Here is a 12,727-nt window from a genome sequence, read left to right as displayed (position 1 = left end):
CGGAACAAGCCGGGGGAGACGGAGATCATGGAACGCCTGAGTGGCCTGGACGCCTCGTTTCTGTATCTCGAAACCCCGACCAACCACATGCATGTGGGCGGCCTGCTGATCCTGGAGCCGCCACCGGAAGCCGAGACGAGTTTCTTCGAGCGGGTGAAGGCGCTGGTCGAAAGCCGGCTGCATCTGGCCCGCGCCTACCGCCGGCGCCTGCAGTTCGTGCCCCTCGACATCGACCATCCGCTCTGGGTCGAGGACGCCGATTTCGACCTCGACTTCCACATGCGCCACATCGCCGTGCCGCCGCCGGGCCGGACGGCGGACCTGATGGATCTGGTGGCGCGGCTGCATTCCCGCCCGCTCGACCGCTCGCGCCCGCTCTGGGAATTCTACGTCATCGAGGGGCTGGAGGGCGGCGGCGTCGCCATCTACACCAAGATCCATCATTGCTGCGTCGACGGCGTTTCGGGCACGGAACTCCTGGTGTCCCTCCTCGACTTTTCGCCGGAGCCGCGCAACGTGGAACCGCCCGAACGGCCCTGGACGCCGGACCGCTCGCCCAGCGAGGTGGGGATGCTGGTGCGCGCCGCCGTCCACGGCGTGGTCCAGCCCCTGTCGATGGCGCGGCGCATGCCGAAGCTCCTCGGCACGCTGCTCAATGTCGGCAAGCGCGCGCTGGAGCCGGGCGCCCATCTGCCGCCCGCACCCTTCCAGGCGCCGCACACGCCCTTCAACCGGGCGCTGACGCCGCATCGCCGCTTCGCCGTCCGGACCCTTTCCCTCGATGCGGTGAAGGAGGTGAAGAACCAGCTCGGCTGTACCGTGAACGACGTGGTGCTGGCGGTCTGCGCCGGGGCCCTGCGGTCCTATCTCGACGGTCTCGGCGAACTGCCGGAACGCCCGCTGATCGCCATGTGCCCGATCTCCGTCCGCAGCGAGGAAGAGAAGGGCGTCCAGGCCAACCGGGTCTCGGCCATGCTGGTCTCGCTGGCGACCGACATCGACGACGTGATCGAGCGCATCGCCACCATCAAGGAATCGACCCGCGAGGCGAAGGAGAGCTACAAGGCCCTGCCCGCCGACATGCTGCGCGACTGGTCGCTGTTCGCGGCCCCGCTGGTGGCGGCGCGCGCGGCCCGGCTCTATTCCCGCTACAAGATCGCCGACCTGCACCGGCCGGTGTTCAACACCGTCATCTCCAACGTGCCGGGGCCGGGCTTTCCGCTCTATCTGGCCGGCGCGCAGCTCGCCCATATCTTCCCGGTCTCGATCCCGGCGGACGGCGTCGGCATCAATCTGACGGTCCAGTCCTATATGGATCATGTCGAGTTCGGCGTGATCGTGGACCGCGAGGCGGTGCCCGATGTCGAACGCTTCGCCGACGGTCTCGCTCTTGCCCTCGACGAACTGGTGGTGGCGGCGAAGACCCGCGCCGACGAGGCGGAGGCGATCGCCGCCCGCGTCGCTGCCCGCCCCATGCCGGTTCTCGGGGCCGGCAGAATCAAGGCGACGGTCGACGAAATCGCGAGCAGGAAGGGCCCGGACGCCGCCTGAGCCCAGGCGGCCGCGACGTCGAAAAGGCGAACTTGAGCCCTTCTCCCCGCTTCGCCAGAATGGCGGAAAGCGAGAAATGCACGGTCTTCGCACCGAGAACCGCCAGATGGGGGCGGCCGGACGAAGGGCCGACGGGGAGAAGACGATGGACCTGCGCTTCAGCGACGAAGACGAGGCGTTCCGTGCCGAGGTGCGGGCGTTCCTGGCCGAGAATCTGACCGAGGAGCTGCGCGCCGCCGGCCGCGCCGCGACCAGCGCCTTTTCCGAGAAGGAATGGAACATCGGCTGGCTGAAGGTGCTGAACGCGCGGGGCTGGGCGGCGCCCCATTGGCCGGTCGAACATGGCGGCACCGGCTGGGGCGTGGTCCGGCGCTACATCTTCGATACCGAATGCGCCAAGGCGCAGACGCCGCATCTGAGCCCCATGGGCCTGAAGATGGTGTCGCCCGTGATCATGGCCTTCGGGCGTCAGGACCAGAAGGACTTCTATCTGCCGCGCATCCTCTCGGGCGAGGACTATTGGTGCCAGGGCTACTCCGAGCCCGGTTCCGGCTCGGATCTCGCGTCGCTGAAGTGCCGCGCGGTCTCCGACGGCGACGATTACGTCATCGACGGCACCAAGATCTGGACCACACAGGCGCAATTCGCCAACCGCATGTTCGCCCTGGTGCGCACCGACACGTCGGGCAAGCCCCAGGAAGGCATCACCTTCATCCTGATCGACATGGATACGCCCGGCATCTCCATCCAGCCGATCATCACGATCGCCGGCGATCACGAGGTGAACCAGGTCTTCTTCGACGGCGTGCGCGTGCCGAAGGCGAACCGCATCGGGAAGGAAGGCGAGGGCTGGACCATCGCCAAATATCTGCTGGTGCACGAGCGCGGCAATGCCTGGGGCGCCGGGGTCCGCGTGGCGCTGGAACGTCTCGCCCGGGTCGCGCGGGAGACCGGCGCCGCCGAGGACGAGGGCTTCCGCCGCCGCCTGGCCGAGGTTTCGATCGCCCTGGACGCGCTGACCGTGACCGAGCATCGGGTAATGTCGGCGATCAGCCAGGGCGCCATGATGGCGGCCGAATCCTCCATGCTGAAGACCCAGGGCACGGAGTTGATGCAGCAGGTGAACGAACTCGGCCTCGCCGCGCTCGAATATGCCGGCATCCCCTATGCCCATCATTGGACCCGGCCCGGCGCCAACGACGCCCCCATGGGCCCGGCCGAGGCGCCGATCATGGTTGCGCAGTATCTGAACAACAGGGCGATGTCGATCTACGCCGGCACCAACGAGGTGCAGCGGAACATCATGGCCAAGCTGGCGCTCGGCCTGTAAATCTCGGGCGTGCCAACCTCGGGGGGAGGACACGCCATGACCGACGACATGCCGACGACCTTGAAGCGCGCCCGCGTGCCCGGCCGGATTGCCGCGCTCGGGGTCGCGGCGCGGCTCGGCTTTCGCCATATGCGCCGACGCCTGGCCCGCCGGGTGGATCCGGGCCCCGATCTGGCGGCTTTCAGGCGCCATTTCGAGACCGTGCTGCGGCGGCTGCCGCCGGGCACGCTGGTCGACGCGCGCCTGGTCGAACTGCCGGCCACGCGCCCACCCTGGACCAGGACCGGGATCCGGCTCGATGCCGGCGATCGCGTCACGACCTTCGCCGCCGGCCGCACCGACCTCGCGCGTCCGCTCGACATCTGGGTGGCGCCGCCGTTCCAGATGTGGCTGCGCATCGGCGATGGCCCGGTCTTTCGCGGCACCCGGGCCAGCCATTCCCTGGTGGCGACCGGGGCGGGCGGCGAATTGTCCCTCGCCAGCTATTTTCCGGGCGAATGGGCAAAGCCGGACGGCACCCTGGGGACCGACCCGCGCGACTACGACAAGGTCGCGGGCTGCATGCTGGTGGCGGTGCTGGTCTGGGCCGTGCCGATCGAGGAAGGATTGCGCCGGCTCCAGGCGCTCGGCGATCATGAAGGTCTCGTCGCGGGCGAACTCGACCGTCAGGCTCACGGGCGCGAGCTGCCGCGGGGATGGAAACACCTCTGGTTCCTCGGCGACAGCGAGACCTTCTTTCGCTGCGAGATCGCGGGCCGCCAGCGTCCGATCGCCTGCCATACCCGGCGCGACGTCGCCATTCTGCAATATGACGTCGATGTCGAGCTGGTGCCGGGGCTGCGGCTCGAATGGGCGTGGAAGGTCGACCGCCTGCCGACGGACCTGCGCGAGGATACGGTGCCGAGCCACGACTACATGTCGATCGCGGTCGAATACGGCGACGGCCAGGACCTGACCTATTACTGGAGCGCGGGCCTGCCGGTCGGCACTGTCTACCGCTGTCCGCTGCCGACCTGGACCGCGCGCGAGACCCATGTCGTGCTGCGCAGCGGCAGCGCCGGGCTCGGGCACTGGCACATGGAGTCGCGGGACGTCCATGCCGACTACGCCGGCGCCATAGGCGGCGCCGTGCCCGCGCGGGTGACGCGCGTCTGGCTCATCGCCAACAGCCTGTTCGGGCGGGGCGAGGGGATCGCGGTGTTCTCAGATATCGCCCTGGTCGGTCCGGGCGGGCGCATTCCCGTCGGCTGATGCGCCGAAACCGGCGGCGCGGGCGATCGCCGCCAGCAGCTGATCGGCGGCGGCGGGCTTCCGACAGAATGTGACCCTGGCCGCCGGGCCCGACAGGCCCGCGCTGTCCAGCAGGTCGTGACCGGCATTCGCCGACCAGACGACCGCCGGAATGGCCATGCCGTCGGCGCGCAATCGGCCGATCAGCTCGGTCCCGCGCATCCCGGGCATCGTCTCGTCGGTCAGTATCACGTCGAAGGCGGCCGGCGTCTCGCGAAGGCGCCGCAGGGCGCTGGCGCCGTCGTGCACGACCTCGACGCCGTAACCGCCGCGAGTCAGGATTTCGGCGGTCGCCTCGCTCAGGATCGTGTCGTCCTCGCACACCAGCACACGCAGGGAGAGGCGGGGCGGGGCGGCGACCTCGGCCGGCGCAGCGGGCATGGCGTCCGCCGCCGGCAGGAACAGGTCGACGCGGCAGCCCGCGCCGACGCGGCTGGCGAGGACCAGTTCGCCACCGCTGCCGGTGACGATGCCCTGGACCGCGGCGAGGCCGAGACCGGTGCCCGCCCCGGTCGGCTTGGTCGTGAAGAAGGGCTCGAAGATCCGGTCCAGACTGTCCTCGGGAATGCCGGCGCCCTGGTCCGTCACCCGGATGCGGACATAGCGGAGCCCCGGCACCTGGCGCCCCAGGCGGACCGAGGGCCAGGCATCGGCCGGGCGCGCCTCGCCCTCCTCAGGCGCCACCGCGAAGGTCAGGGTACCGCCGCTCTCGGCCATGGCGTCGCGGCCGTTGACGCCGAGGTTCATGAGGGCCTGCACCAATTGATCGACCGAGACCCCGGCGAAAAGGCCGGACGGGCCGAGACGGGTCTCGATCCGGACGTTCGAGGGCATCACCCCCGCCAGCAGGCCCGCCGTTTCCTCGACGGCCGCGTTCACGTCGCAGGCCTGTGTTCCGCCGGCGGCGGGCCGGCCGAAGCTGAGGATACGGTCGACCAGGACGCGGCCCCGCCGCGTCGCGGTCAGGATACGCTCGGCGAAGCGATGGGCCGGCACGTCCTTGGGCGTGTCCTCGGACAGGAATTCGGCATAGCCCTGGACCGAAGCCAGGATGTTGTTGAAGTCATGGGCGAAACCGCCGGTCAGACGGCCGATCGCCTCCATCTTCTGGGCGTTCAGCAATTGCTGTTCGAGGAGGCGGCGGGCGTGCAGGTCGGCGGTCTGGCGCGTGATGTCGCGGGCGATCAGGGCGACGCCGCCGTCTTCGAGCCGGGTGACGCTCAGATCCTGTTCGATGACCTCGCCGTCGCGGCGGGGACAGGTGACGTTGCCGCGCCAGTGTCCGTCGTCGGCCATGGCGGCCGCCACCGCCTGGATCACGGGGCCGCGCGCCGCCGGCGGATAGAGATCGCTCCAGCGCCGGCCGATGGCGGCGGCTTCATAGGAGAGGCCGAGCATCGCGCAGAAGGCGCGGTTGATGGAGAGGACGTTGCCCGCCGGATCGGTCAGGGCGATGCCGTCGCTCGACGCGGCGACGGCAAGGCCGAGTCGGCCGCTCTCGCGATTGGCCTGGCGCACTTCGGCCAACAGGTTGCGGGCGCTGCGGGCCTGTGCGAGCGCGATCGCGATCAGCACGAGACCGAGGGCGAACAGGCCCAGGAAGGCGACGGTGATCTGATCGGTCGCCTCGCGCAGGCGCTGCGCATGGTCCGGATCGAGATCGGTGGTGAACAGCGACCCGGCCACCAGAACGCGGTCGACCAGATAGGTGGCGACGGCGCCATAGCCGAGCGCCAGGATCAGGGTGACGGCCCGCACGCCCCGCTTCTGGCCCTCGAACCGCGACCTGAGGCTCATGGCGCGGGAACGGTCAGCGGAGGTCGGGCGACGCCGGCGGTGCCAGGACGCCGGTCTCGAGATGCCCCGCGAAGGTGGCGGCGTCGACCGCGCCGCCGAAGATGAAGCCCTGGCCGCGATCGCAGCCCATGGCGCGCAGCTGGTCGAGGGTCGCCTGATCCTCGATGCCCTCCGCGACGGAGACGAGGCCGAGATTCCGGGCCAGATCGACGATCGCCTTCACGATCACGCGCGCATCGGCATCGGTGGCGATGCGGCGCACGAAGGATTTGTCGATCTTCAGTTCGGAGAAGGGCATGGCGTGCAGCACCGCGAGGGAGGAGAAGCCGGTGCCGAAATCGTCGATCGACAGGTCGAAGCCCTTGATGCGCAGCCAGGTCAGCGCCCGCAGTGCCTTGGCGGTGTCGCCCATGGCCGTCTGTTCGGTGATCTCGAAGCCGATCAACTCGTGCGGGATGTTCCAGTCGTCGATCGCGGCCGCCGCCCGGGGCCCGAAGTCGGGATCGGTGGCGACGCTCGTCTCCAGGTTGATGGAGACCCGGCAGGGCGACAGGCCGGCATCCCGCCAGCCCGCGACGGCCCTGGCCACGCCGCGCAACATGGCGCCGGTCAGTTCGCCCCACAGCCCCTCCGCCTCGACGATGGGCAGGAACCGTCCCGTCGCCTCGATGCTGCCGTCGGGCAGGGCCCAGCGCGCCAGTGCCTCGGCGCCGACCAGGGCCCCCGTGGCAAGGTCGACCTGGGGCTGGAAGAAGGGACGGATCTGATCGCCCTGCAGGCCCCGCAGCAGATCCGAGGCGGCGGACCGGCGCGGTGCCGCCACCGCCGACAGGATGGCGGACGACAGTTCGGCGGGCGAGAACGGCTTGTGGAACACGGCGGGCATGTCGAGACCGAGCGCCTCGGCATGGCGCCGCGCGGCGGTCAGGACCCGGTCGTCGGAGCCGCTGATCAGGAAGACCGGCCCGCCATAGCCGAGCGCCCCGAGGCGTTCCGCCGCCTGAAGCCCGTCCTGATTGCCGAGGTTGAGATCCACCAGCACCGCGCAGGTCGGCGTCTCGTCCAGGCATTCCTCGAAGCGGGCCAGGGAGTGGGCGGTGACGACGTTGAAACCGTCACGCTCCAGACGGATGCGCAGCACTTCCGACAGTTCGACGTCGTCGTCGAGAATCAGGACGGAGGCGGAGCCACCGGCCGCCGGGCCGGCTATGTCGGAACGGGCGTGCATCTGTTTGCGAGAATGGAAACGTTGGGGCTTGTCGAGGATCGCGCGAAGCGGGTAGTCCGTCTCACCACTGGACCCTGGGGTCCGTGCTGTCAATGCGACCTTCGCTGAAATGCCCCCAGGGGGCCGGTCCGCCGGCCCCCCGGATCAAAAATCGGTTCGATCAACCCGTGTAGGGTTGGATCAGGATCTCGACCCGGCGATTGCGCTGGCGGCCGAAGTCCGTGTTGTTGTCGGCGACGGGCTGGGTCTCGCCCATGCCGTAGGCGTTGAGGCGTTCGGGGATCACGCCCTTCGAGAGCAGGTAGTTCGCGACCGAGGTGGCGCGGCGCTCCGAAAGCTGCTGGTTCATCTGGTCGGAACCGACGTTGTCGGTGTGGCCGATGACGTTGATGATCGACTGCGGGTACTGGTTCAGCACCGCCGCGACCTGGTTCAGCGGATCGTAGAACTGCGGCTGGATGTCGGACGAGCCGGTGCGGAAGGTGATGCCGCCGGGCATGATCAGCTTGATGTTGTCGCCCACGCGCTCCACCTCGACGCCGGTGCCGGCCATCTTCTGGCGAAGCTGCTTCTCCTGCTGATCCATGTAGTAGCCGATGGATCCGCCCGCCAATGCGCCGATGCCGGCGCCGATCAGGGCCCCCTGGCCCTTGTTGCCGGCGACCGCGGCGCCGATGCCCGCGCCCACCAGGGCGCCGATGCCGGCGCCGGCGCCGGTATTGGAGATGCGACCGTCCTCGGCGCAGCCGGCGAGAAGGCCGCCGGCGAGGGCGATGATCGTGATGTGCTTGAACATGGGGTGCTCCCTTGATGCTCGGCGCCCATGGCGAGGTCCCGGTATTCCCCTCCTCGGGATTGTCCTGTACCGGGCAAGCGCGACAGGCAACGACGACGATGCAGTCTAGGCGGTGATCCGGCCGCGCGCCAGCACGGCTCCGTGACACGAATCACAGAAACGGGGGATCGGCGAATCTCCTGCACCAAGAATGCGCCATGTCACGTCCGGTTCCCGCCGATCCGCCGGCTTGTCGCTGGCGCGCGGGCTGGCTAGGTTGCCGAAAACCGAGAGGGGAGAGCCGGATGACGACGATGGAGACGGCGATTCGGGTGACGGCCACGGGGCCCGGACCCGAACGCCTGTGGCGCGACGCCCTAGCGGCGGGCGATCTGACGCTGCCGTTCTGCCTGGACTGCGGCCGGGCGCATTTCTACCCCCGGGTGCTGTGCCCCCATTGCGGCTCGAACGCCATCGAACTGCGCAGGGCCAGCGGCCGGGGCACGGTCTATTCGACGACGGTGCTGCGCCGGCGCCCGCAGGACGGCGGCAATCTCAACATCGCCCTGGTCGATTTCGCCGAAGGCCCGCGCATGATGTCGCGGATCGACGGGATCGATCCCGAGGCGGTCGCCATCGGCCTTGCGGTCGAAGCCGCGATCGTCGAGGAGGAGGGCGCGCCCGTGGTGGTGTTCCGGCCGGTGGAGGGCGCGTGATGGCGGGCAGGTCCCTTCGCGGCTCGGCCGCGATCGTCGGCGCCGGTCAGGCCGGGATCGGCAGCGCCGCCGGTCGCAGCGCCTTCGATCTCGTCGGCGACGCCACCCATGCCGCGCTCGCCGACTGCGGCCTGAAACTGTCGGACATCGACGGCGTCTTCTCGGCGACCATGGTCAACGCCATGCCGGCGGTGAACGTCGCCGAATATCTGGGGCTTCGGCCCAAGGTGACCGAGGGCACGAACACGGGCGGCGGTTCCTTCCTCGCCCATATGCAATGGGCCGCGCTGGCGCTCGACGTCGGGCTCTGCGAGGTGGCGCTGATCACCTATGGCTCGAACCAGAAGACGGGGGCGGGCAAATTCGTCTCCAGCTCCGAGGTCGTGCCGTTCGAGGCGCCCTACAAGCCGCGCTATGCGGTGACGCCCTATGCGCTGGCCGCCGCGCGCCACATGCATGAATTCGGCACCACGCGCGAACATCTGGCGGAAGTCGCCGTGGCGGCCCGGACCTGGGCCAACCTCAATCCCGAAGCGACGGCCCGGGGCCCGCTCTCGATCGAGGACGTGCTGTCGGCGCGCATGGTCTCCGACCCCCTCACCCTGCGCGACTGCTGTCTCGTCACCGACGGGGCGGGGGCCGTGATCATGACCCGGGCCGACCGGGCGAAGGATTTCCCGAAGGCGCCTGTCTACATGCTCGGCGTCGCGGCGGAGAACTGGCACCGCTGGGTTTCCAGCATGCCGGATCTGACCGTGTCGTCCGCCAGCCGGTCGGGCCCTCGGGCGATGGAGATGGCCGGGGTCGGCCATGACGACCTCGACCTCGTCATGCTCTACGACGCCTTCACCATCACGCCGATCATGTTCCTGGAAGATCTTGGCTTCTGCCCGAAGGGGGAAGGCGGGCGCTTCGTCGCCGACGGCAAGCTGCGCCACGGCGGCGGCTTTCCGCTCAACACCAACGGCGGCGGCCTGTCCTGCGTCCATCCCGGCATGTACGGGCTGTTCCTGCTGATCGAGGCGGTGCGCCAGTTGCGCGGCGAATGCGGCGCCCGGCAGTTGCCGGACCCGAAGGTCGCGCTCTGCCACGGCAACGGCGGCCACTGGTCGTCCCAGGTGACCGCGATCCTCGGGCTGGAGGAGACGCTGTAATAAATAAGGCGTTGCTGACAATAAGTGCGTCGCCCCGGCGAAGGCCGGGGCCTTTCGCCGGAGGGGCGCCTTCTCGTCACGAGGTCCCGGCCTTCGCCGGGACGACGTGAAGGGCTTCGATCAAAGACCGTCGAACAGGGCGGTCGAGAGATAGCGCTCGGCGAAGCTCGGGATGATGGCGATCACGGTCTTGCCCGCCATCTCGGGCCGGGCCGCGACCTCGAGGGCGGCGGAAAGCGCCGCGCCCGAGGAAATGCCGCAGGCGATGCCTTCCAGGCGGGCGGCCTGGCGCGCGGTCTCGAAGGCGGTCTCATTGCCGATGGTGATGATCTCGTCGATCACCGAGCGGTCCAGGATCGAGGGCACGAAGCCGGCACCGATGCCCTGGATCTTGTGCGGGCCGGGCTGGCCGCCGGACAGGACCGGGCTGTCCTCCGGCTCGACCGCGATCATCTTCACCGTGGGCTTCAGCTTCTTCAGGACGGTGCCGATGCCGGTGATGGTGCCGCCGGTGCCGACGCCGGAGATGACCACGTCCACCTTGCCCTCGGTGTCGTTCCAGATTTCCTCCGCCGTGGTGACGCGGTGGATGGCGGGGTTGGCCGGATTGTCGAACTGCTGCGGGATCACCGCGCCGGGGATTTCCTTGATCAGTTCCTCCGCCCGGTTGATGGCGCCGCGCATGCCCTTTTCGGGCGGCGTCAGTTCGAGTTCGGCGCCGAGCAGCAGCAGCATCTTGCGCCGTTCCATCGACATCGATTCGGGCATGCACAGGATCAGGCGATAGCCCTTGGCCGCCGCGACGAAGGCGAGCGCGATGCCGGTATTGCCCGAGGTCGGCTCCACCAGGGTGGCGCCGGGCTTGATCTTGCCGGCCGCTTCCAGCGCCTCGATCATGGCGACGCCGATCCGGTCCTTCACGCTGGACAGCGGGTTGAAGAATTCGAGCTTGGCGAGGACGTCGGCCTTGGCGCCGTGCTGTTCCGCCATCCGGTGCAGGCGCACCAGCGGGGTGGAGCCGATGGTTTCCGTGATGCTGTCGTAGACGCGGCCGCGCCCGGGCTTGGTTGCCGTGGTCATTCTGGTTCTCCTGGAATGCGGTTCGCCGTTCTTCAGATGTGGGGGGCTCAGATCTCGAAATCCATCCGCTCGCGCCCTTCGGCCTTGACGCCGGCGCCTTCGGCCCGGCGGCACAGATCCTCGACCGTGATGGAATCGAGCTTGCTCATGATCGTCTCGTGCAGTTCGGACCAGAGCGGCTGCACCACCTTCCGGCCCAGTTCCGACGACATCGGCGCGCCGTCGCCGTCGTCCTCGTCGCCGGCCTCGAAGGCGCCGACGGTGCGGATGATCTCGCCCACGGTGATGCGCCGGCGTTCCCGCGCCAGACGATAGCCGCCCTTCGGCCCGCGCACGCCCTTCAGCACGCCGGCATGGACCAATTGCTGCATCACCTGTTCCAGATAACGTTGCGGAATGCCCTGGCGGCGCGTGATCTCCTTCGACTGCACCGGCTCGGGCCGGGCGTTGTAGGCGATGTCGACCACCGCCTCGAGGGCGAAGAGCATCTTGCGCGAGAGGCGTAGCATCAGATGTTCCGTTCCTTGACGGTCTGGGCGATGCGCGCGGCGAGGCGCGTCGCCACTTCGGTTTTGGCGAGGCGGGGCCAGGATTCGACCCCGTCCGCGGTGACGATGTGGATGGCGTTGTCGGGCGCGCCCATCACGCCGCCCTCGGGCCCGGCGCCGACGTCGTTGGCGATGATCCAGTCGCAGTTCTTGCGTGCCAGCTTGGCCTTGGCGTGCTCGACCACCTTCTCGGTCTCGGCGGCGAAGCCGACCACCAGGGGCGGACGCCGGGGGCCGGCGCGCGACACGGTGGCGAGGATGTCGGGGTTTTCGACGAAGGCGAGGGCCGGTGCCTGACCGCTGCCGTCCTTCTTGATCTTCTGGTCCGCCTCGCCCGCGACCCGCCAGTCGGCGACGGCGGCGGCGCAGACGACCACGTCGGCGGGCAGGGCGGCGTCGACCGCCGCCGCCATCTGGCGCGCGGTCTCGACGTGGCGGACCTCGACACCGGCGGGATCGGCCAGGCTGACGGGGCCCGAGACCAGGGTGACCTGAGCCCCCAGCGCGGCGAGGGCGGACGCGAGGGCATGGCCCTGCTGACCCGAGGAACGGTTGGCGATGTAGCGCACGGGATCGATCGGCTCGTGGGTCGGGCCGGAGGTGACGACGACGCGCTTGCCGACCATCGGCTGTTCCCCGCGCGAGCGGAAGAAGGCTTCGATCTTCTCCAGGATGTCGGCCGGCTCCGCCAGGCGGCCGGGGCCGAATTCGCCGCAGGCCATGTCGCCGTCGTCCGGGCCGACGGCCATGATGCCGTCCGCCAGCAGGCGGGCATGGTTGCGCCTTGTCGCCTTGTGGTTCCACATGCGGACGTTCATGGCAGGCGCGATCAGCACCGGCTTGTCGGTGGCGAGCAGCGCGGTGGTCGCCAGATCGTCGGCGATGCCGGCGGCCATCTTGGCCATCAGGTCGGCGGTCGCCGGGCAGACCACGACCAGATCGGCATCGCGCGAGAGCTGGATGTGGCCCATGTCCGCCTCGTCCGTCAGGGAGAAGAGGTCGGTATAGACCTTGTCCCCGGTGATGGCGGACAGCGACAGGGGGGTGATGAACTGCTGGCCGGCGCGGGTCAGCACGGCACGGACGGCGATGCCCCGCTCGCGCAGGCGGCGCGTCAGCTCCAGCGCCTTATAGGCGGCGATGCCGCCCCCGACGATCAGGAGAATGCGTCTTTCCGCCCGTTTGTCGTCGTCGCTCATGTCGCGTCCGGTGGCCATGATGAGGTATGCTTATTTATACGTACAACTGGTGGAATTCA

General features: G+C 69.2%; 11 protein-coding genes. 5 read left to right on the top strand and 6 right to left on the bottom strand.

The annotated features are described in order from the left end of the window. The first annotated feature begins 27 nt into the window (after nt 1–27). The 3 genes from L2U69_RS17570 (at nt 28) to L2U69_RS17560 (ending at nt 4,132) form a co-directional block, all read left to right on the top strand. Nucleotides 28–1,551, top strand: coding sequence for a WS/DGAT/MGAT family O-acyltransferase (locus L2U69_RS17570; protein WP_236108438.1), 1,524 nt, complete (start codon nt 28–30; stop codon nt 1,549–1,551). A 76-nt stretch (nt 1,552–1,627) separates the two neighbouring features. Further along, the gene (locus tag L2U69_RS17565; RefSeq protein ID WP_236108437.1) at nt 1,628–2,881 is read left to right on the top strand and encodes an acyl-CoA dehydrogenase family protein; all 1,254 of its coding nucleotides are present in this window, start codon (nt 1,628–1,630) and stop codon (nt 2,879–2,881) included. Between the two features lie 36 nt (nt 2,882–2,917). Then, nucleotides 2,918–4,132 carry a DUF3047 domain-containing protein gene (locus L2U69_RS17560; protein WP_236108436.1) on the top strand — a complete coding sequence of 405 codons (1,215 nt, stop codon included), beginning with the start codon at nt 2,918–2,920 and terminating at the stop codon, nt 4,130–4,132. Here L2U69_RS17560 and L2U69_RS17555 read toward each other — a convergent pair. From L2U69_RS17555 to L2U69_RS17545, 3 genes are all read right to left on the bottom strand, one after another. Continuing rightward, nucleotides 4,085–5,968, bottom strand: a complete 1,884-nt coding sequence (locus tag L2U69_RS17555; RefSeq protein ID WP_236108435.1) for a hybrid sensor histidine kinase/response regulator — start codon at nt 5,966–5,968, stop codon at nt 4,085–4,087. The two genes, L2U69_RS17560 and L2U69_RS17555, sit on opposite strands and share 48 nt — an antisense overlap. A gap of 13 nt (nt 5,969–5,981) precedes the next feature. Further along, a complete protein-coding gene (locus L2U69_RS17550; RefSeq protein ID WP_236108434.1) occupies nt 5,982–7,196 on the bottom strand; it encodes an EAL domain-containing response regulator in 1,215 nt (404 codons plus the stop codon). A 160-nt stretch (nt 7,197–7,356) separates the two neighbouring features. Beyond that, complete coding sequence (locus tag L2U69_RS17545) at nt 7,357–7,992, bottom strand: OmpA family protein (protein WP_236108433.1); 636 nt, start codon at nt 7,990–7,992, stop codon at nt 7,357–7,359. Nucleotides 7,993–8,276: 284 nt separating this feature from the next. Between L2U69_RS17545 and L2U69_RS17540 the strand changes: the two genes are divergently transcribed. Both L2U69_RS17540 and L2U69_RS17535 read left to right on the top strand, forming a co-directional pair. After that, nucleotides 8,277–8,687: a Zn-ribbon domain-containing OB-fold protein gene (locus L2U69_RS17540; protein ID WP_236108432.1), complete on the top strand. Its 411-nt coding sequence runs from the start codon at nt 8,277–8,279 to the stop codon at nt 8,685–8,687. After that, nucleotides 8,687–9,841 (top strand): thiolase, encoded by a 1,155-nt coding sequence (locus L2U69_RS17535; protein ID WP_236108431.1) that lies wholly within the window; start codon nt 8,687–8,689, stop codon nt 9,839–9,841. Before L2U69_RS17540 ends, L2U69_RS17535 begins: the two co-directional genes overlap by 1 nt. A gap of 120 nt (nt 9,842–9,961) precedes the next feature. Here L2U69_RS17535 and cysK read toward each other — a convergent pair whose 3' ends face one another. Genes cysK through coaBC form a run of 3 tightly spaced genes read right to left on the bottom strand, consistent with a single transcriptional unit; the run spans nt 9,962 to nt 12,668 of the window. Continuing rightward, on the bottom strand, nt 9,962–10,921 hold the full coding sequence (cysK, locus tag L2U69_RS17530) for a cysteine synthase A (protein WP_236108430.1): 960 nt from the start codon (nt 10,919–10,921) through the stop codon (nt 9,962–9,964). Between the two features lie 47 nt (nt 10,922–10,968). After that, nucleotides 10,969–11,430, bottom strand: a complete 462-nt coding sequence (locus L2U69_RS17525; RefSeq protein WP_236108429.1) for an RrF2 family transcriptional regulator — start codon at nt 11,428–11,430, stop codon at nt 10,969–10,971. Next, nucleotides 11,430–12,668 carry a bifunctional phosphopantothenoylcysteine decarboxylase/phosphopantothenate--cysteine ligase CoaBC gene (gene coaBC / locus L2U69_RS17520; protein ID WP_236108428.1) on the bottom strand — a complete coding sequence of 413 codons (1,239 nt, stop codon included), beginning with the start codon at nt 12,666–12,668 and terminating at the stop codon, nt 11,430–11,432. Before coaBC ends, L2U69_RS17525 begins: the two co-directional genes overlap by 1 nt. Nucleotides 12,669–12,727 lie beyond the last annotated feature (59 nt).

Origin of the sequence: Zavarzinia marina (genome assembly GCF_021568905.1) — a bacterium.
In the GTDB taxonomy this organism is placed as follows: Bacteria; Pseudomonadota; Alphaproteobacteria; order Zavarziniales; family Zavarziniaceae; genus Zavarzinia; species Zavarzinia marina.
Note: the sequence above shows the minus strand (reverse complement) of the source record. Positions and strands in the feature narration are given on the sequence as shown.

Bases quoted from the DNA above. Each gene is read 5' to 3' on its own strand.
- L2U69_RS17570 (WP_236108438.1), top strand. From the start codon at position 28: ATGGAACGCCTGAGTGGCCTGGACGCCTCGTTTCTGTATCTCGAAACC.
- L2U69_RS17565 (WP_236108437.1), top strand. From the start codon at position 1,628: ATGCACGGTCTTCGCACCGAGAACCGCCAGATGGGGGCGGCCGGACGA.
- L2U69_RS17560 (WP_236108436.1), top strand. From the start codon at position 2,918: ATGACCGACGACATGCCGACGACCTTGAAGCGCGCCCGCGTGCCCGGC.
- L2U69_RS17555 (WP_236108435.1), bottom strand. From the start codon at position 5,968: ATGAGCCTCAGGTCGCGGTTCGAGGGCCAGAAGCGGGGCGTGCGGGCC.
- L2U69_RS17550 (WP_236108434.1), bottom strand. From the start codon at position 7,196: ATGCACGCCCGTTCCGACATAGCCGGCCCGGCGGCCGGTGGCTCCGCC.
- L2U69_RS17545 (WP_236108433.1), bottom strand. From the start codon at position 7,992: ATGTTCAAGCACATCACGATCATCGCCCTCGCCGGCGGCCTTCTCGCC.
- L2U69_RS17540 (WP_236108432.1), top strand. From the start codon at position 8,277: ATGACGACGATGGAGACGGCGATTCGGGTGACGGCCACGGGGCCCGGA.
- L2U69_RS17535 (WP_236108431.1), top strand. From the start codon at position 8,687: ATGGCGGGCAGGTCCCTTCGCGGCTCGGCCGCGATCGTCGGCGCCGGT.
- cysK (WP_236108430.1), bottom strand. From the start codon at position 10,921: ATGACCACGGCAACCAAGCCCGGGCGCGGCCGCGTCTACGACAGCATC.
- L2U69_RS17525 (WP_236108429.1), bottom strand. From the start codon at position 11,430: ATGCTACGCCTCTCGCGCAAGATGCTCTTCGCCCTCGAGGCGGTGGTC.
- coaBC (WP_236108428.1), bottom strand. From the start codon at position 12,668: ATGAGCGACGACGACAAACGGGCGGAAAGACGCATTCTCCTGATCGTC.